A 25,709-nucleotide genomic window follows, 5' to 3' on the forward strand; every position below is an offset into this window, starting at 1 on the left:
CTTCAGGCCGACTGCGCCCGCAGCGCCGCCTCGACGATCTCGGTCGCGCCGGTGACGTCGGGATAGCAGAGGCCCGGATCGGCGCGGAAGCGTTCCATGAACGCCCGTTCGGCGGCCAGCCATTTGAGGCTGCCCTCGATCGCCTCGTCGAGCTGGTCGCGCGGGATGACGACGACGCCGTTGTCGTCGGCGAGGATCGCGTCGCCGGGCGCGACCGCGACGCCGCCGCAGCTGATCGGCACGTTCATCTCCCCGCCCATGCCGCGATATTTGGTGGTGACCGGGCTGATGCTGCGCGCCCAGATCGGCAAGCCGGCCTCGCGGGCGTCCTCCATGTCGTTCACAGCGCCGTCGACGATCACGCCCTCCAGCCCGGTCGCCGCGGCGGCGTGGATGGTCGCGCCGCCCCAGTTGCAGGTGCGCTGGTCCTGCCCGCGGTCGATCAGCAGTACGTCGCCCGGCCGGGTGAATTTGAGCGCATAGTGCGCCATCACCGAATCGGGCACGGTGATCCGCACCGTGACGGCGGTGCCGACGATCCTGCTGCCCGGGATGCGCGGGATCATGCCGCCGTCCATGAAGCCGGCCTCGAGATGGTGGCCCACCGTGCCGGTGTCGAGGTCCAGCAGCGCGGCGCGCTGGTCGGCGCGCATCTGCTCGGGCATCGGGTTGACGACATAGATGCGCCGTTCGGGAAGCATCGCCATGATCAGGTCATCCTTGCAGAAAAGGGAGGGCGCCGGGGCAGGACGGCACGGCCGCCCTGCCCTGCGTCGTCAGAAGCGGTAGCGCATCTCGACGCCATAGGTGCGCGGCTCGCCCCAGACCGCCTGGTCGAGGCCGCCGAACACGCGGGCATAGGTGCGATAGTCCTGCTTGGTGAGGTTCTTGCCCCACAGCGCGATCATCAGGTCGCCGACCTCATAACCGATCCGCGCGTCGATCAGCGTATAGCCCGATTCGTGATATTTCGGCAGCTTCTCGGGCTGGAGATACATGTCGCCGGTATAGGTGGCGCTGCCGACCAGGAAGACCTCGCCCGGCCCGGCGGGGAAGCGATATTCGGCCTGTCCGCCGATCATCCAGTCGGGCGTGAACTCGATCCGGTTGCCGGCATAGGAGACCGCCACCGTCGACCCGATCGTCGAATAATCGAAGCGGGTATATTTCGCGTCGAGATAGGAAGCGCTGCCCGACAGGCTCAACCCTTCGAAAGGCCGCAGCGTCGCTTCCACCTCGAAGCCCTTGATCCGCGCCTTGCCGGCGTTGGTGACCTGGACCGAGGAGACGGTGCTCGCCCCGGTCGGCACGATCTGGGCGACCTGCTTGTCCGAATAGTCCATGCGGAACGCCGCCAGGCTGTAGCGCAGCAGCCGGCCGAACAATTGGCCCTTGATCCCGGCCTCATAGTTGATCACCGATTCCGGGCCGAAGATCAGGTCGCGCGAGATCAGGTTGGCGGCGCCGATCGTGTCGAGGTTGAAGCCGCCCGACTTGAAGCCCTTCGAGACGGTCCCGTAGATCGTCAGCTCGCGGGTCGGCTTGTAGGTCAGGCTTCCGGTCCAGGAGACATTCTTGTCGCTGCGGCGCAGATCGTCGAAATCATAGCTCAGCACCGGGCCGCGGACCTGCAGATAGTCGCCGGTCTTCTTCTCGTAGGTGTAGCGCAGGCCGCCGTTGAGGGTGAGCTGCGGCAGCAGGTCGTAATCGGCGTTGATATAGGCGGCGTAGCTGTTGGTGATCGCCTTGGCGCGGTTGAGCGCGCCGTTGGCCAGCGACCCGCCGATGTAGATCTGCCGCAGCGCGGTGCCTTTCTGGTGGTAATAATAGAGGCCGCCGACGTAGCGGAACGGCCCGTCGCTGGGCGAGGTGATCCGGAATTCCTGACTCGCCATCTGCACGAAGTCGGTCAAGGGATTGGAATTGAACAGATTGATCGGAAGCTGATCGATGTCGCTCGACACCGTGACATTGATCTTCCGATAGGCCGAGATCGATGCCAGCACCATGTCGTTGGGCAGGCTGTATTCCGCCGTCAGGTCGGTGCCCCACATGTTGCGCTTGTCGCCGTTGGGCTGGTCGCTGTTCGCCTCGAACCGGTTGCCGGTATAATAGGGCGCGGCGGCGCCGGCCGGCGAATCCATCTGGGTCTGGAGCACGGTGCGCCGGTCGCGGGTGAAGTCGGCGTTGAGCTTGACCTTCAGCGCGTCGGACGGCTTGAAGACGATCTGCGCGCGGGCGCCGCGACGGTTCTCGTCGTTGACGTCCTGATCGTTGAAGATGTTGTGGATATAGCCGTCGCGGTCGTAGGTCGCGACGGTCAGCTTGGCCGACAGCGTGTCCGACAGCGGGCCGGAGATGCTCGCCTGCGTCCGGAAGGCGTTGTAGTTGCCGTAGCTGGCATAGACGCTGCCCTCGACGGTGTCGCCGGGCTCCTTGGTGGTGATGTTGATGACGCCGCCGATCGTGTTCTTGCCGAACAGCGTCCCCTGCGGTCCGCGCAGCACCTCGACCTGGGCGATCTCGGCCAGGTCGGCGTTGTAGCCCGAGGTGCGGGGAATGTAGACGCCGTCGAGATACATGCCGACGCCGGCCTCGATGCCGATGTTGCGCGAATCCCCGCCGACGCCGCGGATGGTGAGCTGGGTCGACAGGCTGCCGCGCTCGGTGAACTGGACGCCGGGCATCAGCCGCGACATGTCGCGCAGGCTCTTGATCCCGGCGGTTTCGAGCTGGGTCTGGTCGAAGGCGGTCACCGAGACAGGAACGTCCTGCAGGCTCTCGGCGCGGCGCCGGGCGGTGACGACGATCTCGCCGCTGTCGACAGAAGAAGCCTCGCTATCCGCGCCGGTTTCGGCCGCGAATACCGCATTGGCCGGCGCCATGCAGAGGATAAAGCCAAGCACTTTTATGGATGACCCAGAAATTATCTTCTTCATGCCCAATCCCCTTCGCAAGTTTATTGATGGTTTATTGGCGGCAGGGACTAGGGCTACCATTCCATCGAATAATTTCGAGTTTGATTTAATTATAAATCCCTATCAGCGATTCTTATGAGCCATAGGCCGGGCGGACGTCCGCCGCGAAACCGTGCCCCGTCGACCGCGCCAGCCAGGCGAGCACCGCCGCGGCCGCCAGCATCGCCGGGCCGATCACCAGCGCCATCGAAAGCCTGAGCGAGGCGGCGTCGGGCCCCATGCCGGTCGACAGCAGGCCGACGAGGGTCGGCCCGAGCCCGAGCCCGACCACGTTGATGAACAGCACATAGAGGCCCGACACCTGCGCCCGGGCGGCCGGCGGCGTCGCGAGCTGGAGGAAGGCGGGCACGACACCCATCGGCATCGAGGCCGCGAAATGGAGGCCGCCCACGACCAGCAGCAGCCCCATGGGGCCGCTCGGCAGGGCGAGGGCGAGCGCGAACGGCAGGCCGAGCAGCGCCGCCAGCGCGACGACGCGGACATGCGCATTGCCGCTTCCCGAGCGCAGCAGCGCATCGGCGAGCCACCCGCCCGCGAGCAGCCCGACCGGGCTCGCCGACAGCACGACGAGCCCATAGCGCACACCGATCACCTCGGCCGGCCAGTGGAACTCGCGGCCGAGCACCGCCGGCATCCACGATACCAGCGCATAGCTGGTCATGATCACCCCCGACATGCCGACGAACAGCGGCAGATAGAGGCCGATGCGCGATCGCACCGCCGCCACCATCGCCGCGAAGCCGCGCGGCTCGCCGGTCCCGGCGCCATCGGCCGGCCCGGCGACACGCTCGGGTTCGCGGATCGCCGCGATCAGGATCAGGAAGAGCAGACCCGGCGTGGCGATGGCGAGGAAGGTCTGCTGCCACGGCCGCAGCCCGCCGATCAGGGGCAGGTCCGCCCCGCCCCCGCCGGTGAAATAGCGATAGACATAGCCGGTGATCAGCAGCGCCAGCCCGGCGCCGAGCACGCCACCGACCTGGAACAGGCTGATCGCGCGGCCCAGTTGCTCGCGCGGGAAGCGGTCATGGACGATCGAGTAGCTGGCGGGGGCGAGCCCCGCCTCCCCCGCCCCGACCCCGATCCGTGCAAGCAGGAGCTGGGGGAAGTTGGCGGCGAGCCCGCAGGCCGCCGTCGCGACCGACCACATGCCCACGCCGAGCATGATCGTGCCCTTGCGCGACCAGCGGTCGGCGAGCCAGCCGAGCGGCAGGCCCATCACCGCGAAGAACAGGCCGAAGGCGATGCCCTGGAGCAGGCCGATCTCGGCATCGCTGATGCCCAGGTCGGCCCGGATCGGATCGACCAGCAGCGACAAGCCGATCCGATCGACGAAGGACAGGATCAAAGCGGCCATCAGCAGCAACACGACCAGCCAGTCCCTGATCCGTCCCTTTTCCATGTGCATTCGCTTCCTTCCTGTTCCGTCCCACCTCAGGCCGACAGTCGTTCGGCCTCGGCCGCTTTCGCCTCGCCATAGGCGGCGCGCACTGCCGCCGGCGTCACCCGGCCCTGGCGCAGGTCGGCCGCGATCGCGGCGACATCGCGCGCCTGCGGATCGCCGAAGCCGCCGCCGCCAGGCGTCTCGATCCGCACCGACTGGCCGGGTGCCAGCACCAGCCGGGGCTGGTTGGCGGGTATCTCATGCTCGCCCGGGGTCCCCCGGTCGCGGATGATATGGGCGACCGCCCCCTTGCCGCCGCCGAACACGCCATCGGCGGGAACGATCGTGCCCTCGCTCGACGCATAGCAGAAGGTGTCGTCGTCGAGCGCGCGGATCTGCCGGGCGATGCCCATGCCGCCGCGCCACTGGCCGGCGCCGCCACTGTCGGTGACGAGGCTATATTCGTCGACCACCAGCGGATATTCGTTCTCCAGCGCCTCGGCGGGCAGGTTCGACGAGTTGGTGATGTGGACATGGGTGCCGTCGGCGCCGTCATGTCCCGCTCGCCCGCCCGCGCCGCCGCCGATCGTCTCGACATAGACATAGGTGCCCGGACGCCGCCGGCTGCGGCCGGAGAAGACCATCGCCGGCATCGCGTCGTTGCTCGCCGCCATCACCCGCTCGCGCGGCAGGAAGTGCGCGAAGGCCCCGATCACCGACGCCGCGACCCGCTGCGCGGTGTTCGATCGCATGCCGACCGCCGCCGGGAAGGTCGGGTTGGTGATCGTTCCTTCGGGCGCGCGCATCGTGATCGAGGCGAACATGCCTTCATTCGCCATCAGCTCGGGATCGAGCATCGTCTTGACCGCATAATAGACGCTCGCCAGCATGGCGCTCTTGGGCATGTTGTAGCTGCCCCGGCACTGGGGCCCCGATCCGTCGAAGTCCACCGTCAGATTCTCGCCCTCGACCGTCAGGGTCGCGCGGATCGCCACCGGATCGCCGCCGAAGCCGTCATCGTCGAGATGGCAGACATGGCTGCCGGTGCCATCCTTCAGCGCGGCGATGCGGTTGCGCAGCCGTCGGGCGGTATAGGCCAGGATGTCCTCGATCGACTGTTCGACCGCGTCGATGCCGAGCTGGCGGACCAGTTCGAGCATGAGCTGCGCGCCGCGCTCGTTGGCGGCGATCTGCACCTTGAGGTCGGCGACCCGGTCCGCCGGCTCGCGGCTGTTCTGCGCCAGCAGGGTCAGCAGCCCGGTATCCAGCTCGCCCTCGCGGACGATGCGGACCAGCGGGATGCGGATGCCTTCCTCGAACACTGTCCGCGCGGTCGGGGAAACCGAGCCCGGATAAGTGCCGCCGACGTCCGAATGATGGCCGATGTTCGCGGCGAAGAAGCGGCAGCGCCCTTCCCAGAAGATCGGCGTGACGATGGTGATGTCGGGGGCGTGTGTGCCGCCCGCCAGATAGGCGTCGTTGCAGATGAAGACGTCGCCCTCGCGGACATTGTCGACGCCATAGTCGCCCAGCACCGTCTCTACCCCGCCCGACAGCGAGCCGAGGTGCATCGGGATATGCGCGGCCTGAGCGATCAATCGCCCCTTGCCGTCGAACATCGCGACCGAGCAGTCCTTGCGCTCCTTGATGTTGGGCGAGAAGGAGGCGCGGACCAGCCGATTGCCCATATCCTCGGTGATCGAGAGCAGGCGATTGGAGAATACCTCCATCGCGATCGGATCGAACAACTGGCCCTCGGCCTTGCTGATCGGGGAATCCCTGTCTGCCATGGTCTGCTATTCCTATTCGAAGATCGATACGATGAGGTTGCCGACCGGATCGACCGTGACGGTCTGGCCGGGCTGGACGATGAGGGTCGAGCTCATCTCCTCGATGATCGCGGGCCCCGCGAAGGTGCGTCCGATCGGCAATTGCCCGCGGCGGTAGATCGACGTCTCCACCCAGCCGGCATCCTTGCCGAAATAGACCGGGCGGCGCCCCTTGACGGCGTCGAGGCCGTGGACGGGTACCGGCGCCGAGACCGGCACCCGCGCCACCCGGCCGATCGCCTGGATGCGGCAGTTGACGATCTCGACCGGGCGGTCGGACACGTCATAACCATATTCCTGGACATGCTGGCGGCGGAAGCGCTCGACCATGTCGCGGAGCCCATCCTCGCGAACCTCGTCGAGCGGCACCGAGACCTCGAAATTCTGGCCGTCATAGCGCGCGTCGACCATGATCCGGAGCTGACGGTCCTCCTCGGCCACGCCCTCGCGGACCAGCCAGGCGGTCGCCTCGTCGCGCATCTCGCCGAGCACCGCACAGACGCGCCGCCACGACGCCTCGCCGGCGAGGCTCAGTTCGCTGCGGACGAAGTCCATGTTGATGTCCGACAGCAGGATGCCGCGCGCGCACAGCGTTCCCGGCTCCTGCGGCACCAGCACGGTGCGGATGCCGCAATCCTGGGCCAGGTCACAGGCATGAAGCGGTCCGGCGCCGCCATAGGCGAACAGCGCGAAGTCGCGGATGTCGTGGCCCCGTTCGGTCGACACCGATCTGATCGCGCGGCTCATATTGGCGTTGGCGATGCGCAGGATGCCATAGGCCGCCTCCTCGACCGACAGGCCGAGCGGCCGCGCGATCCGCTCCTCGATCACCGCGCGGGCCGCGGCGGCGTCGACCGGCAGCCGCCCTTCGAGCAGCGCGACCGGATCGAGCCGGCCGAGCACGATGTTCGCGTCGGTGATCGTCGGTTCGGTACCGCCGCGGCCATAGGCGACCGGGCCGGGCGCTGCGCCGGCACTGCGCGGACCGACCTTGAGCGCGCCGGCGTCGTCGATCGCGGCGATGCTGCCGCCGCCCGCGCCGATGACGTGGATGTCGATCATCGGCGTCTTGACCGGATAGTCCGCCACCAGCCGGTCCGACGCGAACAGCGGTTTGCCGCCGACGATCACCGACACGTCGGTCGAGGTGCCGCCGACATCGAAGGTGACGAGATTGGGGAAGTTGGCTACACGGCCGATCTCCGCCGCGCCGATCACCCCTGCCGCCGGACCCGACACGCAGGTCCGCACCGGAATCTCGCGCACCGTCGGCACCGACATCAGGCCGCCGTTCGAATGGACGGTGTCGAGCTCGCCGGTGATGCCGAGATCGCCGACCCGGCCGAGCAGCCGTTCCAGATAGGTGCCCATGCGCGGGCCCATATAGGCGTTGAGCACAGTCGTGGACATGCGCTCATACTCCCGGAATTCGGGCAGGACGTTCGACGACAGGCTGACATAGGCGTCGGGCAGGATCGCGCGGACGATCTCGCCGGCGCGGCGCTCGTGGTCGGGTCGACGATAGCTGTGCAGGAAGCAGATCACCACCGCTCCGACCCCGGCCTCGCCGAGCTTGCGGGCGGCCTCGGCGACCTGCTCCTCGTCGAGCGGAACCTCGACAGTGCCGTCGGACAGGGTGCGCTCATCGACTTCCAGGCGCAGGTCGCGCGGCACCAGCGGGGTCGGCCGTCCGATCGAATAGTCGTAGAGGTGCGGACGGGTCTGCCGACCGATCTCGAGCGTGTCGCGAAAGCCGCGCGTCGTGATCAGCCCGGTCAGCGCGCCCTTGCGCTCGATCACCATATTGGTCGCGACCGTGGTACCGTGGCCCAGGTGACGGACCAGCGCCGGATCGATGTCATGGTCGGCGATCAGCGCCGACAGTCCGGCCCCGATCGCCTCGGACGGATCGTGCGGCGTCGAAGGCACCTTGAAGTAATGGACTGAGCCGCGCCCTTCATCGAGCATGGTGAAGTCGGTGAAGGTCCCGCCCACGTCGAACCCTATGCGATACATTCATCTTCCCTCTGGCAAGCGACCGGGCATCCTTCACGGAAACCCGTCGAGAGACGGCGCATCGCGCCCACCGGATGGCGCCGTCGGTCGCCCTTGAGTAGCGTCGCCCTTTCGCGGCCGGCCAACGCGATTTTCCGATGGGATGCGATCAGCATTTGTAATCGCGCCCGGAAAACCGGGCCGAACGGGCCATGCCAACCTCCGCCGATCGACTTTCATCGGAAGAAACGATTGGGTCCGCCCACCCCCTGTCCGGCTATGGTCGGGGCAGCTACCATGGCCGTCGCAGGCGACGGAGCGGGACGGACGAGCGGATGAACACACGATTTCTCGAGACCTTCATCTGGCTGGCGCGGCTCAAGAGCTTCAGTCGCACCGCCGAAAAGCTGCACGCGAGCCAGCCCGCCGTCTCGGGCCGGATCGTCGCGCTCGAGGAACTGCTCGGGGTCACGCTCTACGAGCGCAATTCCAAGGGGTTCGAGCTGACTGCCGCCGGCCGCCGCGTGCTCGACCGCTGCGAACGGATCGTCGAGCTGTCGAACGAGCTCAAGTCGATCGCGACCGAGGACAATGTGCTGGGCCGCCCGGTGCGGATCGGCGCGTCGGACGTGATCACGCTCAGCTGGATGAGCGACCTCGTCGCCGTGCTCGGCAGCAAATATGTCGACTATCAGTTCGACATCGTCACCGACAGCGCCAACAATCTCAGTCGGATGCTGATGGCCGACGAGATCGACATCGCGCTGATCGCCAACAGCATCGACGCGAACCGGATCGTCAACGCGCCGTTGTGCAACTATCGCATCGAATGGCTCGCCAATCCGCGCCGCTTCGACGTCACCAAGCCGATCAACATCGAACAGCTCTGCGAGCTGCCGATCATCATGCCGCCGCCCGGGACGCCCGGCTACACCTGGCAGGTCGAATATCTCAAGCGGCACAACCCCAACTACTCGCCCGACCGGCCGTCGCCGCTGCGCATCTCCTGCGGCTATTCGCCAGCCACCGGCATCCAGATGGTGGCGCAGGGCTTCGGCGTGCTGCCGGTGCCCGTGCTCCTCGCGCGGCCCTGGATCGCGTCGGGCGAAGTTGCCCCGCTCAAGGTCAAGGAAAGCTTCCCGGCCTGGGCGATGAACGCCTGCTACAAGTCGCCGCCGACCATCCCGATCATCGTCAGCCTCGTCGAAACCGCGCAGGCGGTCGCCAAGGCCTATGCCGATCGGCGTGGCGGATCGGATTTCTGGCCCTGACCGACCAAGGACAAACGACCATGCCGCACGATCCGGTCCTCGCCCGCGCCATCGCGCAGGTCGAGGCCCCTGCCCCGCACCGCCCCGCGATCAGGAGCTTCTTCGATCCGGCGACGTCGACCATATCGCATGTGGTCCACGATCCGGTCAGCCGCGAGGCCGCGGTGGTCGATCCGGTGATCGGCTACGACCCGGCGTCGGGACGCACCGACAGCCGCCCGGCCGATATGATCGCCGCCTATGTCGAGGCGGAGGGGCTGCGCGTCGTCTGGCTGCTCGAAACCCATGTCCATGCCGATCATCTGTCGGGCGCGCCCTATCTGCAGGAGCGGATCGGCGGGCAGATCGCGATCGGCGAGCAGATCTCCGCCGTCCAGACCAGCTTCGGCCGCCTGTTCCGGCCGGGCCGCGAATTCGCCGCCGACGGATCGGATTTCGACCGGCTGTTCGCCGATGGGGACCGCTTCCGCATCGGGGAGCTGGAGGCGACCGTCCTTCACGTCCCCGGCCATACCCCGGCGTGCGTCGCCTATGTGGTCGGCGACGTCGCCTTTGTCGGCGACACGATGTTCATGCCCGACTATGGCACCGCCCGCGCCGATTTCCCCGGCGGCGACGCCCGCCAGCTTTTCCGATCGCTGCGGCGCATCCTGAAGCTGCCGGGCCACACCCGGCTGTTCATGTGTCACGACTATCTGCCGGAAGGGCGCGACAGCTATCAGTGGGAGACGACGGTCGAGGCCGAACGACGCGGCAATGTCCATGCCCGCGACGGGATCAGCGAGGATGCGTTCGTCGCGATGCGCGAAGGCCGCGATGCCGGCCTGGCGGTGCCCCGGCTGCTGCTGCCCTCGATCCAGGTCAACATGCGCGCCGGCCACCCGCCGGCCCCCGAGGACAACGGCATCCGCTACCTGCGGATCCCGCTCGATGCCTTTTAGTGCATTTGGGGCAACCTGCCTCCGCTCATCCTGAGGACGGACTGAGCCTTGGCGAAGGTCCGTCTCGAAGGATGAGCGGGTCGGATAGAGAGTTCGATGCTCTACGTCCGCCGGCATGATCTAGGATCGGAACCCTATCGGCGGCGCAGCCGCTCGACGATCAGCGCCGCGCCGAGCGCGACGAGGATGGCCGCGCTGTCCGCCACCCAGTCCCAGGCGCTGGCGTCGCGCCGCAGGGCCGGGATCGCCTGGGTCAGCTCTATCAGGATGCCGAACAGCGACAGGCCCGTTGCGAGCCGCCAGGCGGCGACGGAGCGGTAGGCGGTCCGGCCCAGCAGGGTCAGGACGAAAAAGGCTGCGATATGGTTGACCTTGTCGCCTGCGCCTAGGCTCGGGGCCTGGTCGGCCGGCATGATCGCCAGGCCATAGACGACCAGCAGCGTCATCCAGAAGACGGGCGACTTGAAGCGCCGGTAGAGGGCGATCAGCGGCATTCCCTGCCCCGAAATGAAAATGGCCGGGTCATACCCGGCCATATCCACGTCCGAAGGTTCGGAACCAAGCTTACTTCTTGCCGAGCGTGAGCCCGCCGAAGCGCTTGTTGAAGCGGGCCACCTGGCCACCGGCGTCGAGGAGCTGCGACTTGCCGCCCGTCCAGGCCGGATGCACCGACGGGTCGATGTCGAGCTGGAGCGTGTCGCCGGCCGAGCCGTAGGTCGAGCGGGTCTGGTAGGTGGTTCCGTCGACCAGCTGCACCGTGATGCTGTGGTAGTCGGGATGGATATCTTTCTTCATCGTCGTCTGGCTCCAGAAAAATGGCTGGTTTCCGACCAGCCGGGAAGCGAAGCGGCGCCTCTACAGCCTCGGGCCCGATAAGGCAAGCGAAGCAGCTTGCTCAGTCGGTGGGCGGGTCCGCGATCATCGCGGTGAAATTGGCCTGGGCGGCGAGCTTGTCGCCGATATAGGCCTTGCCCTCGAACTTGCAGACACTGCCGCGCTTCTGCGCGAAGGCGACTTCCAGGCGCAGGAGCACGCCCGGCTCGACCGGGGTACGGAACTTCACCTCGTCGATCGTCATGAAATAGACGAGCTTGCCCGAGCCGGCGAGACCGAGCGATTCGACCGCCAGCACGCCCGCCGCCTGCGCCATCGCCTCGACGATCAGCACGCCCGGCATGATCGGGCGGCCGGGGAAATGGCCCTGGAAGAAGTTCTCGTTGATCGTGACGGCCTTCACCGCCGTGATCCGTTCGTCGACCACCAGCTCCTCGACGCGATCGACGAGGAGCAGGGGGTAACGATGCGGCAGCGCGGCCATGACCCGCCGGACGTCCAGCGGGCCAAGGATCTTCGGTGCGTCTTCGCTCATCGAGGGAAGATCAGCGTCCCGCCGGAGCGGCGGCCTGCTCGGCCTGGCCCGGCTGCCAGTTGGCCGGCGGCGTGATCGACACGCTCGGCACCAGCGCGTTGAGCTGGGTCACGACGTCGGGGGTCAGGTCCGAACCGCCCTGGACGGCGACGACCGCCTCCGGGCCGATCACGACACCGACCCGCTTCGCGGTCATCGCGGCCTTGAGGGCCTGCTCGACCTTGGCGCCGATCTGCTCCTTCACATAGGCCTGCGGACGGGCGATCGGGGCGGCAAGGCGCTGCAGCTCGGCCTGGGCGGCCTGGCCCTTCTGCTGGAAGGCAGCGATCTTCGCGTCGAGCGTCGCCTTCGGCGTCGCCGGGTTCTTCTGCAGGTTCTCGATCTCGGTGCGGAGCGGGCCAAGTTCGCCCTGCAGGGCGGTCTGGCGGGTTTGCAGCGCGGTGAACTGCGCCTTGTAGGTAGTCTCGATCTGCGTCATCGCCGAACGGTAGGCCGCCGAGTTGGCGACCGCGCCTTCGAGGTCGACGACGGCGACGCCGGTGTTGGCGGTCGCGGCGGGCGCTGGCGTCGTCGCGGCCTGGGCATTGGCGGCGACGGGAAGGAGCGCGAGGGCGGCCAGGCTGGCCGCCGTCTTCAGGAAGGATTTCATCAGAACTGTGTCCCTACGTTGAAAGTGAAGAGCTTGGTGTTGTCGCCCGGCTCCTTGAGGAGAGCCTTGGCGATGTCGATGCGGAACGGACCGAAGGGCGAGTTCCAGTTGACGCCGAAGCCGACCGAGAGGCGCGGCTTGGCGGAGTCGCCGTAGAAATCCTCGCGGAACGGGCTGATCGTGCTCTGAGCCTTGTCGTTCCTGACGCCACCAACGCACGGGTTCTTCGCCGAGGACGAATATCCGATCTCGCAGAGCGTGTAGGCGCCCGCATTGTCGTTGCCCACGGCCGAGATGTAGAGTTGGCGCCCCTTGCTGTCGAGCACCGGCCGCAGCACGGGCAGATATTTGCCGTCCTCGTCCAGCGCGAATGGATAGCCGGGATTTTCCGGCGCGATCAGCGCCGGCTTCGAGACACCGAACACCGCGCCGACGTCCATGAAGATCGACGGGCGCAGGCCGAGCTCGCGGGCGCCGTTGCCGAGCGGCAGCTCGAGCTCGAGGCGACCGCGATAATAGGCCTTGCCGCCGAGGGCGTCGTCGTTGGTGTAGTTCTTGTCGTTGACCGCGGCGAACTGGCCGGTGTTCGGGTCGATGTAGCGGCGGATCACCCGCGGGCCGACGCCGCGGATGCCGAAGCCGCGCATGTCGGGCTCGCCGAGATAGAAGCGGTCGATCAGGCGGACGTCCTGGCCAAGGCCCTTGATGTAGCCGCCCTCGCCGCCCGCCGAGAAGATGAAGCCGCCGCCGATGCCCCAATATTTGGTCGCCTGCACCGAGGTCTTGATATAGCGGACCTTGCCGCCGAGGCCGGCGAAATCCTGGCTGAACACGGCGCGCTGGCCGCGCGACGGGCGGATGCGGTTGTTGAGGTTGTCGAACACCAGCGAGTAGCCGACCGACGAGGTCACCCGGTTGCCGATCGCATCGCAGAGATAGCGCCCCGCCACGACCGGGTCGCAGGCGTCGCGGATGCCGTCGCCGTTCGTATCGGTGTAATAGGTGAACTTGTTCAGCGACACCTGATCATAGCTGAGGCCGTAGCGTGTCGCGAGCGTGATGAACTCGGTCAGCGGCACACCGGCGCGGAGCTGGAAGCCGGTCGTGGTCTGCTCATAGGTGGTGTTGCGGTCGTTGCCGGCGAAGTTGAACGAGTTGTAGTCGCGCCGGAAAAGGTCGACGCCGACCGCGATGTTCTTGTCGAACACATAGGGCTCGGTGAAGCCCAGCTCAATCGACTTCGAATAGGTCGAGTAGCTGACCCCGGCGCGGAGCTCCTGCCCCTTGCCCATGAAGTTGCGTTCGCGGATCGACAGGTCGACGATGAAGCGCTCGAGGCTCGAATAGCCCGCCGACACCTGCAGCTCGCCGGTCGATTTCTCCTCGACGTTCGCCTCCAGCACGACCCGGTCGGGCGCCGACCCAGGCTTCTGCTCGACCTCGAACTTGTCCTGGAAGAAGCCGAGCGACTGGATGCGATCGCGCGAGCGCTTGACCTTGAAGCTGTTGAAGGCGTCGCCTTCCGACAGGCGGAATTCGCGGCGGACGACCTTGTCCTTGGTGTGGGTGTTGCCGTTGATGTCGATCCGCTCGACATAGACGCGGGGGCTCTGGTTGATCTTGAAGACCACCCCCATGGTCAGGTCATCCTTGTCGCGGGTGAAGTCCGGACGGACGTCGGGGGTGAAGCCGAACACGCCGGTCGCCTCGGTGATGGCGTCGACCGTGTCCTCGACCTGCTTCGCGTTGTACCAGTCGCCTTTCTTCATCGGCAGCAGATATTTGAAGGTCGACGCCTTGATGTCGCGGATCTCGCTTTCGAGGTCGACGTCACCGAATTTGTAGCGCGAGCCTTCCTCGACCACATAGGTGATGATGAAGTCCCGCTTGTCCGGCGTCAGCTCGGCGACGGCGGACACGACGCGGAAATCGGCATAGCCTTGCGTCAGGTAGAACTGGCGCAGCTTCTGCTGGTCGTAGGACATGCGGTCGGGGTCGTAGCTGGTGCCCGACGAGAATATCTTGGTGAGCCCGGTCTGCTTGGTCGCCATCTCGCCGCGCAGGCGGCCGTCCGAGAATTTCTCGTTGCCGATGATGTTGATCTTGCGGACCTTCGACTTGTCGCCCTCGTGGATCTCGAAGATGATGTCGACGCGGTTCTGGTCGAGCTGAACCATCTTCGGCTCGACGGTCGCGGCGAAGCGGCCCTGGCGGCGATAGAGCTCGATGATGCGGTTGACGTCGGCCCGGACCTTCGACCGGGTGAAGATCTGGCGCGGCGCCAGCTTGATCTCGGGGTTGATCTTGTCGGCCTTGAGCCGCTTGTTGCCTTCCAGCACGATGCGGTTGACGACCGGGTTCTCGCGGACCTGGAGGGTGATGTTGCCCTGCCCGTCGTCGCGTACCTGCACGTCGGCGAACAGCTCCGTCTCGTAGAGGTCCTTCAGCGCCTGGTCGAGCGCCTCACGGGTGTAGCTCTCGCCCGGGGCCAGCTTGACATAGGACCGCACGGTGTCGGCCTCGAGCCGTTCCGAGCCGGCGACGTTGACCGACTTGATGGTGCCGAGCGCCTGCGCCGGCCCAAGCGGCGCGGGCTGGGCGGCCGGAGCCGCGGGCTCGGGAGCCGGGGGCTGGGCCGGGGCCTGCTGCGCCATCGCCGGCTGCGCCAGCCCGCCGAGCATCGTGCCGACGAGGAGCGCCGACAAAAGCCGCGCCCGATGGATGTTCGTCGTCGTCGCCGTCACGCGTTCCCCGCCTCGAAAGAATCCCTGACCCCCGAACGTGGGAGCGTGCGCATGCACTGCCCCAACAAGCTCAGCCGATCAACCCGGCAAGCCGCTCCAGAGCCCCCAGCGAGAGAATATCGTTGAGCGTCACGAAGATCATGAACGACAGCAGCACCGCCAGACCCGATCGAAACGCCCATTCCATCGCCCTTTCCGGTACAGGCCGGCGCGCTATCCCCTCGAACAGGTAAAAGACCAGATGGCCACCGTCGAGCATGGGGATTGGCAACAGGTTGATGAATCCGAGATTAATCGAAATGAGCGCCATCAGCATGACGAAGTTGAGCAGGCCGAGCGACGCCTGCTGGCCGGAGACCTGGGCGATCTTGATCGGGCCGCCCAGTTCCTTGACCGAACGGCGGCCGGTGACGATCTGGCCGAGCGTGTCGACCATCATCCGGACGATCCCGAAGGTCTGGCGGGTCGCTTCGACCGGAAGCTCGTGCAGCGGCACCGGAACCACGACCTGCGGGCCCGACATCACGCCGATCGTACCCTTGCGGAACTCGTTGCCGAAGCGGTCGCGTTCCACGTTGGCGACCGGCACCACGAACAGCGACCTTGTCTCCGAACCGCGCACCAGGTCGATCCGCAGCCGCTCGTCGGGGCGGAAACGGATCATGTCGGCGAGATCGTCGAAACGTTCGATCGGCCGCCCTTCGATCGCGACGATCCGATCGCCGGGCTGCATCCCCGCCCGGGCCGCCGGAGAACCCTCGATCACCGCCGATACCACCGATGGGGTGCGGGGGGCGCCATAGACCGCGAAGAAGGCCATGAAGATGCCGATCGCGACGACGAAATTGGTGAACGGCCCCGCGAAGACGATCAGGAAACGCTGCCACACCGGCTTGGCCTGGAAGGTCTTCGCGCGCTCCTCGGGCGGCAAAGCGAGCCATTCGGGCGTCGGCACGCTCGCCGGGTTCATGTCCCCGGCGAACTTCACATAGCCGCCCATCGGTATCCAGCCGAGCTTCCACCGGGTCCCGCGCGAATCGGTATAGCCGGCGATCTCCCGCCCGAAGCCGATCGAAAAGACGTCGGCCTTCACGCCGCACCAGCGCCCAGCCAGGTAATGGCCGAGCTCATGGACGAAGATCAGCGGCCCGATGACGAGCAGGAAAGCCAATATCGTGAAGAGGATACCGGGGCTGTCTGTCACGCCGTCATAACCTCCATCGTCGCCTGTGCGGCCCTGCGGGCGCCGGCGTCGATCGCAAAGACGTCGTCGAGCGAGGCCGGAGCCGGCGGATCGTAGCGCTCCAAGGCTTTGCGGACGATTAACGCGATGTCGAGAAAGCCGATCCGTCCGTCGAGGAAGGCGGCGACCGCCACCTCGTTGGCCGCGTTGAGGATCGCCGGGCGCGCCCCGCCGGCCGCGAGCACGTCGAGCGCGATCGCCAGCGCCGGGAAGCGTTCGAGGTCGGGCGCGAGGAAATCGAGCCGGCCGACCGTCGCCAGGTCGAGCCGGCGACAGGGCGTCGCCATGCGCTGCGGCCAGGCCAGGCTGTGGGCGATCGGCGTGCGCATGTCGGGCGTGCCGAGCTGCGCCAGCACCGACCCGTCGACATAGTCGACCAGCGCGTGGACCACCGACTGCGGATGAATGATCGCATCGAATGCGTCGGGCGGCAGCGGGAAGAGGTGGAAAGCCTCGATCAGTTCGAGGCCCTTGTTCATCAGGGTCGCGGAGTCGACCGAGATCTTGGCGCCCATCGACCAGTTGGGATGCTTGACGGCCTGGGCCGGTGTCGCCGCGCGCATCGCCTCGATGGTCCAGTCGCGAAACGGCCCGCCGCTTGCGGTCAGCGTCACCTTGCGGATGCTGCCCGGCGCCGCATGGTCGAAGCATTGGAAGACGGCATTATGCTCCGAATCGACCGGCAGCAGCGTCGCGCCGTGCGCCCGCGCCGCATCGGTCATCAGCGCGCCCGCGGAGACCAGCGATTCCTTGTTAGCGAGCGCGACCGTCCCGCCGGCGGCCAGCGCCGCCAGGGTAGGCCGCAGCCCCGCGATCCCGACGATCGCGGCCATCGTCCAATCGGCGCCGGCCGCCGCGGCCTCGACGATCGCCTCCGGCCCCGCCGCGACGTGCGTGCCGGTACCGGCCAGCGCCGCCCTGAGATCCTGGTAGCGTGCCGGATCACCGATCACGGCCAATTCAGCGCCGGTCCGCCGCGCCGCCGCCGCGAGGCCATCGACGTCGCGCTGCGCGGTGAGCGCGGTCACCCGGAAGCGATCGGGCTCCCGCTCGACGAGATCGAGCGTCGAGGTGCCGATCGAGCCGGTCGCGCCGAGGATGGCGATGCTCCGCACGGTCACAGCCAGCCCCCCGCGACGGCGGCGGCGACCAGCACCGCCACCGGCACGACGCCGTCGAGCCGGTCGAGCACCCCGCCATGGCCGGGCAGCAGCTTGCCGCTGTCCTTGACGCCCGAGCGGCGCTTGAGCCAGCTTTCGAACAGGTCGCCCGCCTGCGCGGCGACCGCGAGCGGCGCGGCGGCGAACAGGCAGAAGGCCGGCAGGCCGCCGGCCCGCGCGACGAGCGCGCCAACGATCGCGGCGGCGATCATCCCGCCGATCAGCCCCGCCCAGGTCTTGTTGGGGCTGAGCGCCGGCGCGAGCTTGGGTCCGCCGATCGCCCGGCCGGCGAAGAAGGCGCCGATGTCGGTCGCCCAGACGATGACGAGCGTCCATAGGGCGAGGACAAGCCCCTGCCCCGCCTGCTCCCGCAGGAAGACGAGCGCGATCGCCGGCAGCGCGGTGTAGAGCACGCCCGCGCCTAGCCGTGCGCGGAAGCTGATCACGGCCAGCAGGATCGCGGCAAGCCCGGTCAGGTCGATCGTCTGTGCGATCAGCCGGCCGGAATAGCGCGCGAGCATCGCCGGATCGATGAAGGAAAGCGCCGTCACCATCAGCGCGGCGACGATCGCGGCACCGAGCGCGGCCTGCCACCTGGTGGCCTTGGCCATCGCCGACCATTCGAGCATCATCAGCACCGCCAGCAGCGATGCCAGCGCCCAGAAAGCGGGCCCGCCCAGCCACAACGCGCCCAGCGCCACCGCGATCATCGCGACGCCCGAAAGGATGCGGAGCTGGAGCTCGGAGGCCGGAGCCTGTGCCATGACCTTATCGGCCGCCGAAGCGGCGTTCCCGCGCACCGAAGTCGGCGATCGCGGCGGCCAGCGCCGCGCCATCGAAATCGGGCCACAGCGTGTCGACGAACAACAGTTCGGCATAGGCCGCCTGCCAGAGCAGAAAATTGGAAAGCCGCCGTTCCCCGGAGGTGCGGATCAGCAGGTCGAGCGGCGGCAGGTCCTGTGTATCGAGCCGGCCGTCGATCACGGCGCTGCAGATGTCCTCGGGCGCGAGCCGGCCGTCGCGCACATCGGCGGCGATCTCGCGCACCGCGCGCACCATCTCGTCCTGCGCGCCGTAATTGAGCGCCAGCACGAAATCGAGCCGGCGATTATGCCGGGTGCGCTCGACCCCCTCCCGTACCAGGTCGACCAGGTCGCCCTCGAGCCCGTTGATGTCGCCGATCGTCCGCAGCCGGATGCCGTTGCGGTCGAGCTCGGCGACCTCCTTGCGCAGATAGTGGCGCAGCAGACCCATCAGGTCGGACACCTCCTCCGTCGACCGGCGCCAGTTCTCCGATGAGAAAGCATAGAGGGTCAGCGCCTGGAGGCCCATGTCGGCCGCGGCCTTGACGGTGGTGCGCACCGCCTCCGCCCCGGCGCGGTGCCCGGCGACGCGCGGCAGGAAGCGGCGCTTGGCCCAACGGCCGTTGCCGTCCATGATGATCGCGACATGGCGCGGCGCCGCCCCCGCGCCCGCGAGGGTGCTGGAGGCGGGGCTGGCCGAAAGGCCGCTCACTTGCCGAGGATTTCCTTTTCCTTCGCCGCGGCGGCCGCATCGATCTCCGAAATGGTCGCGTCGGTCAGCTTCTGGACCTCGGTCTCGCGGCGCTTGCGATCGTCCTCGCCGATCTCGCCCTTCTTTTCGTCGGTCTTCAGGCTGTCCATGCCATCGCGGCGGACGTTGCGGACGGCAACGCGCGCCTTCTCGGCATATTGGCTGGCGAGCTTGGCGAGTTCCTTGCGGCGCTCCTCGGTCAGGTCGGGGATCGGGATACGCAGCGTCTGGCCGTCGACGATCGGGTTGAGGCCGAGACCGGCCGAGCGGATCGCCTTGTCGACCGGGCCGACGTTCGAGCGGTCCCACACCTGCACGGACAGCATGCGCGGCTCGGGCGCGGTGACCGTCGCGGCCTGGTTGAGCGGCATGTGCGCGCCATAGATCTCGACCGTCACCGGATCGAGCAGGTTGACCGACGCGCGGCCGGTGCGCAGGCCGGTCAGGTCGCTCTTGAGCGCTTCGACGGCTCCGTGCATGCGGCGTTCGAGATCGGCCTTGTCATAGGCGGGCATGATGGTCTCCCCTCAGTTCTGAACGGTCGTGGCCGTTCCCGAACCCGCGAGCACCCGGGCGAGATTTCCCTGCTCACGGATATTGAATACCACGATCGGAATGTCGTTGTCGCGGCACAGCGCGACGGCGCTCGCGTCCATCACCTTCAGGTCGTCGGCGAGGACGCGGTTGAAGGTGACGGTCTCGTAACGGGTGGCGGTCGGATCCTTCTTCGGGTCGGCGTTGTAGACGCCGTCGACCGAGGTTCCCTTGAACAGTGCGTCGCAGCCCATTTCGGCGGCGCGCAGCGCAGCGGCGCTGTCGGTGGTGAAATAGGGATTGCCGGTGCCTGCCGCGAAGATCACGATCCGGCCTTTTTCCAGGTGCCGCTCGGCGCGACGACGGATGAAGGGCTCGCACACCGTGCTCATCGGGATCGCCGACTGGACGCGGGTGTCGACACCGATCTGCTCAAGCGCATTCTGTACCGCGAGCGCGTTCATCACCGTGGCCAGCATGCCCATATAGTCGGCGCTGGTGCGATCGAAGCCCTTGGCGGCGGCGGCCAGGCCACGGAAGATGTTACCGCCGCCGACGACGAGGCACAGCTCGTAATTGGTGGCGACGTCGGCGATCTCGCGGGCGACGCGGGCGACCGTCTCGGGATCGATCCCGAACTGCCCCTGCCCCATCAGCACCTCACCCGATAGCTTCAGAAGGATTCGTTTGAAGCGCGGGCGATCCATGGGTTCTTCTTCACTTTAATTCTGCGGCGTGGCCGGCACATTAGGGGCAGGTTTCGAACCTGCCAAGCGCCTGAGCGGCCGGTGATCCGGAAATCGGGCGGCGACCACGAAAAAGGCCCGCTCTTCCGGCCGAAAAACCGGAAGAGCGGGCCCTGTTTCGATCGATCAGCCCTTGACGGCTGCAGCAACCTCGGCAGCGAAATCGCTGGCTTCCTTCTCGATGCCTTCACCGAGCTGGAAGCGGACATAGTCCTTCAGCGTGATCGAGCCGCCGGCCGCCTTTGCGGCGTTGGCGACGACCTGCGCGATCGGGGTCTTGTTGTCGATCACGAAGATCTGGCTGAGCAGCGCGTTCTCCTTGCGGAACTTCGCGACGGCGCCCTGCACCATCTTCTCGATGATCTCGGCCGGCTTGCCCGATTCGGCAGCCTTCTCGGCGGCGATCGCACGCTCGCGCTCGATCACGGCCGGGTCGAGGCCATCCTCGGTCAGCGCCTGCGGGAAGGCAGCGGCGATGTGCATCGCGATCTGCTTGCCGACGGTCTCCATCTCGGCGACCGGGGCGTCGCCCTCGAGCGCGACCAGCACGCCGATCTTGCCGAGGCCCGGCACGGCGGCGTTATGGACGTAGGGAACGACCGTGCCCTTCGACACTTCGACGACCTTGGCGCGGCGCAGCGTCTGGTTCTCGCCGATCGTCGCGATGTTCGACGTCAGCTTCTCCGACACGGTGCCGCCGCCCGGATAGGCGGCGCCGGCCAGGGCCGCGACGTCATCGCCCGCGGTCAGCGCGATCTGGGTCACGGTCCGGACGAAATCCTGGAACTGGTCGTTCTTGGCGACGAAGTCGGTCTCCGAGTTGACCTCGACGGCTGCACCCTTGGTGCCCTCGACGGCGACGCCGACCAGGCCCTCGGCCGCGGTGCGGCTCGACTTCTTGGCGGCGGTGGCGAGGCCCTTGGTGCGCAGCCAGTCGACCGCGGCTTCCATGTCGCCGTTGGTCTCGGTCAGCGCCTTCTTGCAGTCCATCATGCCGGCGCCGGACTTCTCGCGAAGCTCCTTGACGGCAGCAGCGGTGATCTCCGCCATATGCTTTTCCTTTCGTACAAATGCGTCACCCCGGCCCGGGCCGGGGTCTCACAGAAGCGTCGTGCCGGGCACGACCCGCGAGATCCCGGCCCATTAGGCCGGGATGACGATGGATTTATTACGCGAGAGCGTCTTCGCTCGGAGCCTCGACGGCAGCGCCGAGGTCCTCGCCGCGCGCCTGGCGGCCGCCCTGGGCGCCACGGGTCGCAGCCTCGGCGACGGCCTCGCAATAAAGGCGGATCGCGCGGGCGGCGTCGTCATTGGCGGGAACCGGGAAGGCGATGCCGTCCGGGCTGACGTTCGAATCGAGGATCGCCACCACCGGGATGCCGAGCGTGTTGGCTTCCTTGATCGCCAGCTCTTCCTTGTTGGCGTCGATCACGAACATCACGTCCGGGATGCCGCCCATGTCGCGGATGCCGCCGAGCGACAGCTCAAACTTGTCGCGCTCGCGGGTGAGCTGGAGGACTTCCTTCTTGGTCAGGCCGTGGGTGTCGCCCGACAGCTGCTCCTCGAGCGCCTTGAAGCGCTTGATCGAGTTGGAGATGGTCTTCCAGTTGGTGAGCATGCCGCCCAGCCAGCGATGGTTGACATAATGCTGGCCCGAGCGGCGCGCGGCCTCCGCGATCGGCTCCTGCGCCTGGCGCTTGGTGCCGACGAACAGGACCTTGCCGCCATGCTGGACGGTCTGGCTGATGAAATCGAGCGCGCGCGCCATCAGCGGCACGGTCTGCGACAGGTCGATGATGTGAATGCCGTTGCGATCGCCGAACAGATACGGCTTCATCTTCGGATTCCAGCGGTGGGTCTGGTGACCGAAATGCGCGCCGGCGTCGAGCAACGCCTGCATGGAGACGGTGGGAGCCGCCATAGGATTTTCTCCTTACCCGGTTGAACCTCTGCGGGGCGGGAACCGGGAAACCCGGCACCGGACTATGTACCCCACATGTGGAATGGGCGGGCCTCTATGCGACCTGCCGTGCAAAATCAAGGCTTGACATATAAGAACAAATCATGAACATTGGGAACAGAACGAGATTTCAGGCGCTTTTCCCGGACATCGAAGCCCCAGGAAGCGAACGCGCCGGAAACGGACGACAAAGGACAAGACGATGCTTCAGCTTCTCTCCTTCGCCCTGTTCTCGGGTGTGTTCCTCATCTCGATCGCGGCGATCACGGCCACGATCCGTTCCGAGATGCCTTATATCCTGCGCGCGCTGGGCATCGCCCCCTCGCCCACCCCACCGCTCCGCCCGATCGCGGAGCGGCGTGTCCGGGTCATTCGACAGGTGCAGGTCCGGCCGGCTGTGTCGGCGCAGGCGTGGCGCGCCGCCGCCTGACACGGCGATAGGAGGCCGCGCTGAACGGCACGGTCGCCAGATAGCCGAGCATGAAGACGCTGAGCGTGTGCCAGGGCGCATTGAACAGCGCGGCGCCTAGCATCGCCACCAACAGCAGCGCGGGCAGCCGCCAGGCGCGCGAGATATGGAGGGACGACCAGCTGTAGGTCGCGATGTCGGAGATCATCAGGCAACCGACCAGCGCGGCCCATCCGCAGATGAAATAGGGATCGCGGAACCACCACAGGCCGCTCCACAGCCACATCGCCACCGGCACCAACATCAATCCGGCGCCGAGCGGGGCCGGGACACCGGTCAGGAACCCCGCTGCCTTGCGGGGATGCTCCGCGGTGTCGATCGAGGCGTTGAAACGAGCGAGCCGCAGCGCCGCGCAGACCGCATAGCCGAGCGCGAAGATCCATCCGAAGCGCGGGATCTCGTTCAACGACCAGAGGAACATGATGATCGCGGGCGAGACGCCGAAGGCGATCACGTCCGACAGCGAATCGAGCTCGGCGCCGAACCGGCTCTCGCCCTTGAGCAGTCGCGCGATCCGTCCGTCGAGCCCGTCGAGCACACCGGCAATGGCGATGGCGATCAGGGCCTTCTCCCAGTCCCCCGCGATCGCGAAGCGCACTCCGGTCAAGCCCGAGCAGAGCGCCAGCGCGGTCACCGCATTGGGGGCGACGGCGCGCGCGGGGATACCGCGCCGGATATTCTGACGGCGTCCGCGCATCAGGCGATCGAAGCCCCGTCCGGCAGCATGCGGAGCATCATTGTGCCGCGCCGATGCTGCGATCGGCCTCGCCGAGCCTGGCGATCACCGTCTCCCCGGCGATAGTCCGCTGGCCGAGTACGACGCGGTGGCCGGTACCGGCCGGCAGATAGACGTCGACCCGGCTGCCGAAGCGGATCAGGCCGACGCGCTGGCCGAGGCCGACGACGTCGCCCACCTTGACGAAGGGAACGATGCGGCGGGCGACGAGGCCGGCGATCTGGGTGAAGCCGATGCGGGTGCCGTCGGCGCCCTCGACCAGGAAATGCTGGCGCTCATTCTCTTCGCTCGCCTTGTCGAGGTCGGCGTTGAGGAAGCTGCCGGCGATATAGGCGATGCGCTTGATCGTGCCCGGGATAGGGGTGCGGTTGATGTGGACGTCGAACACCGACATGAAGATCGACACGCGCGTCATCGGCGCATCGCCCAGCCCGTCCTCGCCGGCCAGCTCGCGCGGCGGCGGCACGGTGGTGATCATCGTCACCAGCCCGTCGGCGGGTGCGATCACCAGCCCCTCGCCGGTCGGGGTGCTGCGTACGGGGTCGCGGAAGAAGGCGGCCACCCAGATGGTGATGCCGGCCATCGGCCAGGCGAGCGTCTCCCATGCCAGCAGCGCGAAGATCAGGCAGATCACCGCCGAGAGCAGGACGAATTTGCGGCCTTCGGGATGGACGCTGGGCCAGCGCCATTTGACCGAGGTCGTTCCGATGTCGGGTTTGTCTAGGGATGTCATCGCTGCAGTGTAGGGATGCCGGATGGGGCTGACAATCATCCCGGCGACCTCCGGGTTCCGCTTTTCCGGCCGCGCTTGCGAATAATTGGGGCAGCAATGGTTGATCCTGCCGGTTTGCTGGCATAGGGACGGCCGGAACTTTCCTCCCCGGAGATAGAAAAGCATGGCGAAGATCAAGGTGAAAACTCCCGTCGTCGAGCTCGACGGCGATGAAATGACGCGGATCATCTGGCAGTGGATTCGCGAGCGCCTGATCCTCCCCTATCTCGACATCGGCCTGGAATATTACGACCTCTCCGTCGAGAAGCGCGACGAGACCAACGACCAGATCACCATCGACAGCGCCAAGGCGATCCAGAAGTACGGCGTCGGCGTGAAGTGCGCGACGATCACCCCGGACGAAGCCCGCGTCGAGGAATTCAACCTCAAGAAGATGTGGAAGTCGCCCAACGGCACGATCCGCAACATCCTGGGCGGCGTCGTTTTCCGTGAGCCGATCGTGATCAAGAACGTCCCCAGGCTGGTCCCGGGCTGGACCGATCCGATCGTCGTCGGCCGTCACGCGTTCGGCGACCAGTATCGCGCCACCGACTTCCTCGTCCCCGGCCCCGGCAAGCTCCGCATGGTCTGGGAAGGCGACAATGGCGAGACCATCGAGCACGAGGTCTTCCAATATCCGTCAGCCGGCGTCGCGATGGGCATGTACAATCTCGACGAGTCGATCCGCGACTTCGCCCGCGCCAGCATGAACTATGCGGTCGACCGTGGATGGCCGCTCTACCTCTCGACCAAGAACACCATCCTCAAGGCCTATGACGGCCGCTTCAAGGATCTGTTCCAGGAAGTGTTCGACGCCGAATTCGCCGATCAGTTCAAGGCCCGCAACATCGTCTACGAACATCGCCTGATCGACGACATGGTCGCCTCGGCGCTCAAGTGGAGCGGCAAGTTCGTCTGGGCCTGCAAGAATTACGACGGTGACGTTCAGTCGGACACCGTCGCGCAGGGCTTCGGCTCGCTCGGCCTGATGACCTCGGTGCTGATGTCGCCGGACGGCAAGACGATCGAGGCCGAGGCGGCGCATGGCACCGTCACCCGCCACTATCGCATGCATCAGGCGGGCAAGGCGACCTCGACCAACCCGATCGCCTCGATCTTCGCCTGGACGCAAGGCCTGCAGTTCCGTGGCAAGTTCGACGGTACGCCCGACGTGGTCAAGTTCGCCGAGACGCTCGAACGCGTCTGCGTCGAGACCGTCGAGAAGGGCGGCATGACCAAGGACCTCGCGATCCTGATCGGCCCGGACCAGCCCTGGATGACCACCGAGCAGTTCTTCGAGCAGATCCGCGTCAACCTCGAAGCCGAGATGGCGAACTGGAAGTAAGCTCCGGCACTTTCTGAGATTGGGGCGTCATTC

24 protein-coding genes are annotated in these 25,709 nt (G+C 66.9%); 4 read left to right on the forward strand and 20 right to left on the reverse strand.

Annotation, left to right across the window (positions count from 1 at the left end; translation table 11 throughout):
* Positions 1 to 2 precede the first annotated feature (2 nt).
* The 5 genes from B5X82_RS03570 to B5X82_RS03590 all read right to left on the reverse strand — a co-directional run bounded on the left by B5X82_RS03570 (position 3) and on the right by B5X82_RS03590 (position 8,204).
* A complete protein-coding gene (locus B5X82_RS03570) occupies positions 3 to 707 on the reverse strand; it encodes an RraA family protein (RefSeq protein ID WP_079646639.1) in 705 nt (234 codons plus the stop codon).
* A 69-nt stretch (positions 708 to 776) separates the two neighbouring features.
* The gene (locus tag B5X82_RS03575; RefSeq protein ID WP_235862584.1) at positions 777 to 2,885 is read right to left on the reverse strand and encodes a TonB-dependent receptor; all 2,109 of its coding nucleotides are present in this window, start codon (positions 2,883 to 2,885) and stop codon (positions 777 to 779) included.
* Between the two features lie 166 nt (positions 2,886 to 3,051).
* Entirely contained in the window at positions 3,052 to 4,383 is a 1,332-nt protein-coding gene (locus B5X82_RS03580; protein ID WP_079646641.1) for an MFS transporter, read from the reverse strand.
* Between the two features lie 26 nt (positions 4,384 to 4,409).
* Positions 4,410 to 6,149 carry a hydantoinase B/oxoprolinase family protein gene (locus B5X82_RS03585; RefSeq protein ID WP_079646642.1) on the reverse strand — a complete coding sequence of 580 codons (1,740 nt, stop codon included), beginning with the start codon at positions 6,147 to 6,149 and terminating at the stop codon, positions 4,410 to 4,412.
* Between the two features lie 12 nt (positions 6,150 to 6,161).
* Entirely contained in the window at positions 6,162 to 8,204 is a 2,043-nt protein-coding gene (locus B5X82_RS03590; RefSeq protein WP_079646643.1) for a hydantoinase/oxoprolinase family protein, read from the reverse strand.
* A gap of 314 nt (positions 8,205 to 8,518) precedes the next feature.
* On the opposite strand from B5X82_RS03590, the gene B5X82_RS03595 reads away from it, so the two are divergent.
* Together B5X82_RS03595 and B5X82_RS03600 are read left to right on the forward strand one after the other, a co-directional pair.
* Positions 8,519 to 9,454, forward strand: coding sequence for a LysR family transcriptional regulator (locus tag B5X82_RS03595; RefSeq protein ID WP_079646644.1), 936 nt, complete (start codon positions 8,519 to 8,521; stop codon positions 9,452 to 9,454).
* 20 nt (positions 9,455 to 9,474) lie between these two features.
* Complete coding sequence (locus tag B5X82_RS03600) at positions 9,475 to 10,395, forward strand: MBL fold metallo-hydrolase (protein WP_079646645.1); 921 nt, start codon at positions 9,475 to 9,477, stop codon at positions 10,393 to 10,395.
* 134 nt (positions 10,396 to 10,529) lie between these two features.
* Here B5X82_RS03600 and B5X82_RS03605 read toward each other — a convergent pair whose 3' ends face one another.
* The 13 genes from B5X82_RS03605 to rpsB all read right to left on the reverse strand — a co-directional run bounded on the left by B5X82_RS03605 (position 10,530) and on the right by rpsB (position 22,315).
* Entirely contained in the window at positions 10,530 to 10,889 is a 360-nt protein-coding gene (locus B5X82_RS03605; protein ID WP_079646646.1) for a VanZ family protein, read from the reverse strand.
* A gap of 70 nt (positions 10,890 to 10,959) precedes the next feature.
* Positions 10,960 to 11,190 carry a 50S ribosomal protein L31 gene (gene rpmE, locus B5X82_RS03610; RefSeq protein WP_079646647.1) on the reverse strand — a complete coding sequence of 77 codons (231 nt, stop codon included), beginning with the start codon at positions 11,188 to 11,190 and terminating at the stop codon, positions 10,960 to 10,962.
* Positions 11,191 to 11,290: 100 nt separating this feature from the next.
* Positions 11,291 to 11,764, reverse strand: coding sequence for a 3-hydroxyacyl-ACP dehydratase FabZ (gene fabZ, locus B5X82_RS03615; RefSeq protein ID WP_079646648.1), 474 nt, complete (start codon positions 11,762 to 11,764; stop codon positions 11,291 to 11,293).
* Between the two features lie 10 nt (positions 11,765 to 11,774).
* Positions 11,775 to 12,413 carry an OmpH family outer membrane protein gene (locus B5X82_RS03620; RefSeq protein ID WP_079646649.1) on the reverse strand — a complete coding sequence of 213 codons (639 nt, stop codon included), beginning with the start codon at positions 12,411 to 12,413 and terminating at the stop codon, positions 11,775 to 11,777.
* The gene (gene bamA / locus B5X82_RS03625; protein WP_079646650.1) at positions 12,413 to 15,157 is read right to left on the reverse strand and encodes an outer membrane protein assembly factor BamA; all 2,745 of its coding nucleotides are present in this window, start codon (positions 15,155 to 15,157) and stop codon (positions 12,413 to 12,415) included. The genes B5X82_RS03620 and bamA overlap by 1 nt, the downstream gene beginning before the upstream one ends.
* A 70-nt stretch (positions 15,158 to 15,227) precedes the next feature.
* Positions 15,228 to 16,361, reverse strand: a complete 1,134-nt coding sequence (gene rseP, locus B5X82_RS03630; RefSeq protein ID WP_079646651.1) for an RIP metalloprotease RseP — start codon at positions 16,359 to 16,361, stop codon at positions 15,228 to 15,230.
* Positions 16,358 to 17,515, reverse strand: coding sequence for a 1-deoxy-D-xylulose-5-phosphate reductoisomerase (locus B5X82_RS03635; RefSeq protein ID WP_079646652.1), 1,158 nt, complete (start codon positions 17,513 to 17,515; stop codon positions 16,358 to 16,360). Before B5X82_RS03635 ends, rseP begins: the two co-directional genes overlap by 4 nt.
* 2 nt (positions 17,516 to 17,517) lie before the next feature.
* Positions 17,518 to 18,324, reverse strand: coding sequence for a phosphatidate cytidylyltransferase (locus tag B5X82_RS03640; protein ID WP_079646712.1), 807 nt, complete (start codon positions 18,322 to 18,324; stop codon positions 17,518 to 17,520).
* 4 nt (positions 18,325 to 18,328) lie between these two features.
* On the reverse strand, positions 18,329 to 19,075 hold the full coding sequence (locus B5X82_RS03645) for an isoprenyl transferase (protein ID WP_079646653.1): 747 nt from the start codon (positions 19,073 to 19,075) through the stop codon (positions 18,329 to 18,331).
* A complete protein-coding gene (gene frr, locus B5X82_RS03650; RefSeq protein WP_079646654.1) occupies positions 19,072 to 19,629 on the reverse strand; it encodes a ribosome recycling factor in 558 nt (185 codons plus the stop codon). The genes B5X82_RS03645 and frr overlap by 4 nt, the downstream gene beginning before the upstream one ends.
* A gap of 12 nt (positions 19,630 to 19,641) precedes the next feature.
* Positions 19,642 to 20,355, reverse strand: coding sequence for a UMP kinase (pyrH, locus tag B5X82_RS03655; protein ID WP_079646655.1), 714 nt, complete (start codon positions 20,353 to 20,355; stop codon positions 19,642 to 19,644).
* Between the two features lie 165 nt (positions 20,356 to 20,520).
* The gene (gene tsf, locus B5X82_RS03660) at positions 20,521 to 21,444 is read right to left on the reverse strand and encodes a translation elongation factor Ts (RefSeq protein ID WP_079646656.1); all 924 of its coding nucleotides are present in this window, start codon (positions 21,442 to 21,444) and stop codon (positions 20,521 to 20,523) included.
* A 118-nt stretch (positions 21,445 to 21,562) separates the two neighbouring features.
* Entirely contained in the window at positions 21,563 to 22,315 is a 753-nt protein-coding gene (gene rpsB, locus B5X82_RS03665) for a 30S ribosomal protein S2 (protein WP_016744062.1), read from the reverse strand.
* A gap of 241 nt (positions 22,316 to 22,556) precedes the next feature.
* Here rpsB and B5X82_RS03670 point away from each other — a divergent pair, with 241 nt between their 5' ends.
* Complete coding sequence (locus B5X82_RS03670; RefSeq protein WP_079646657.1) at positions 22,557 to 22,784, forward strand: hypothetical protein; 228 nt, start codon at positions 22,557 to 22,559, stop codon at positions 22,782 to 22,784.
* Here the strand turns inward: B5X82_RS03670 and B5X82_RS03675 are convergent.
* Positions 22,723 to 23,520 (reverse strand): CDP-alcohol phosphatidyltransferase family protein, encoded by a 798-nt coding sequence (locus B5X82_RS03675; protein WP_079646658.1) that lies wholly within the window; start codon positions 23,518 to 23,520, stop codon positions 22,723 to 22,725. The genes B5X82_RS03670 and B5X82_RS03675 overlap by 62 nt on opposite strands.
* Before the next feature lie 37 nt (positions 23,521 to 23,557).
* Entirely contained in the window at positions 23,558 to 24,292 is a 735-nt protein-coding gene (locus B5X82_RS03680; RefSeq protein WP_079646713.1) for a phosphatidylserine decarboxylase, read from the reverse strand.
* A 163-nt stretch (positions 24,293 to 24,455) separates the two neighbouring features.
* Here B5X82_RS03680 and B5X82_RS03685 point away from each other — a divergent pair, with 163 nt between their 5' ends.
* Positions 24,456 to 25,676, forward strand: a complete 1,221-nt coding sequence (locus tag B5X82_RS03685; protein WP_079646659.1) for an NADP-dependent isocitrate dehydrogenase — start codon at positions 24,456 to 24,458, stop codon at positions 25,674 to 25,676.
* The last annotated feature ends 33 nt before the right edge of the window (positions 25,677 to 25,709 follow it).

The sequence above is a fragment of the Rhizorhabdus histidinilytica genome, from assembly GCF_900167915.1.
Taxonomy (GTDB): Bacteria; Pseudomonadota; Alphaproteobacteria; order Sphingomonadales; family Sphingomonadaceae; genus Rhizorhabdus; species Rhizorhabdus histidinilytica.

Excerpts from the sequence above, each read along its gene's own strand:
- B5X82_RS03570 (WP_079646639.1), bottom strand. The coding sequence starts at position 707 with ATGGCGATGCTTCCCGAACGGCGCATCTATGTCGTCAACCCGATGCCC.
- B5X82_RS03575 (WP_235862584.1), bottom strand. The coding sequence starts at position 2,885 with ATGGCGCCGGCCAATGCGGTATTCGCGGCCGAAACCGGCGCGGATAGC.
- B5X82_RS03580 (WP_079646641.1), bottom strand. The coding sequence starts at position 4,383 with ATGCACATGGAAAAGGGACGGATCAGGGACTGGCTGGTCGTGTTGCTG.
- B5X82_RS03585 (WP_079646642.1), bottom strand. The coding sequence starts at position 6,149 with ATGGCAGACAGGGATTCCCCGATCAGCAAGGCCGAGGGCCAGTTGTTC.
- B5X82_RS03590 (WP_079646643.1), bottom strand. The coding sequence starts at position 8,204 with ATGTATCGCATAGGGTTCGACGTGGGCGGGACCTTCACCGACTTCACC.
- B5X82_RS03595 (WP_079646644.1), top strand. The coding sequence starts at position 8,519 with ATGAACACACGATTTCTCGAGACCTTCATCTGGCTGGCGCGGCTCAAG.
- B5X82_RS03600 (WP_079646645.1), top strand. The coding sequence starts at position 9,475 with ATGCCGCACGATCCGGTCCTCGCCCGCGCCATCGCGCAGGTCGAGGCC.
- B5X82_RS03605 (WP_079646646.1), bottom strand. The coding sequence starts at position 10,889 with ATGCCGCTGATCGCCCTCTACCGGCGCTTCAAGTCGCCCGTCTTCTGG.
- rpmE (WP_079646647.1), bottom strand. The coding sequence starts at position 11,190 with ATGAAGAAAGATATCCATCCCGACTACCACAGCATCACGGTGCAGCTG.
- fabZ (WP_079646648.1), bottom strand. The coding sequence starts at position 11,764 with ATGAGCGAAGACGCACCGAAGATCCTTGGCCCGCTGGACGTCCGGCGG.
- B5X82_RS03620 (WP_079646649.1), bottom strand. The coding sequence starts at position 12,413 with ATGAAATCCTTCCTGAAGACGGCGGCCAGCCTGGCCGCCCTCGCGCTC.
- B5X82_RS03640 (WP_079646712.1), bottom strand. The coding sequence starts at position 18,324 with ATGGCACAGGCTCCGGCCTCCGAGCTCCAGCTCCGCATCCTTTCGGGC.
- frr (WP_079646654.1), bottom strand. The coding sequence starts at position 19,629 with ATGCCCGCCTATGACAAGGCCGATCTCGAACGCCGCATGCACGGAGCC.
- pyrH (WP_079646655.1), bottom strand. The coding sequence starts at position 20,355 with ATGGATCGCCCGCGCTTCAAACGAATCCTTCTGAAGCTATCGGGTGAG.
- tsf (WP_079646656.1), bottom strand. The coding sequence starts at position 21,444 with ATGGCGGAGATCACCGCTGCTGCCGTCAAGGAGCTTCGCGAGAAGTCC.
- rpsB (WP_016744062.1), bottom strand. The coding sequence starts at position 22,315 with ATGGCGGCTCCCACCGTCTCCATGCAGGCGTTGCTCGACGCCGGCGCG.
- B5X82_RS03670 (WP_079646657.1), top strand. The coding sequence starts at position 22,557 with ATGCTTCAGCTTCTCTCCTTCGCCCTGTTCTCGGGTGTGTTCCTCATC.
- B5X82_RS03675 (WP_079646658.1), bottom strand. The coding sequence starts at position 23,520 with ATGCGCGGACGCCGTCAGAATATCCGGCGCGGTATCCCCGCGCGCGCC.
- B5X82_RS03680 (WP_079646713.1), bottom strand. The coding sequence starts at position 24,292 with ATGACATCCCTAGACAAACCCGACATCGGAACGACCTCGGTCAAATGG.
- B5X82_RS03685 (WP_079646659.1), top strand. The coding sequence starts at position 24,456 with ATGGCGAAGATCAAGGTGAAAACTCCCGTCGTCGAGCTCGACGGCGAT.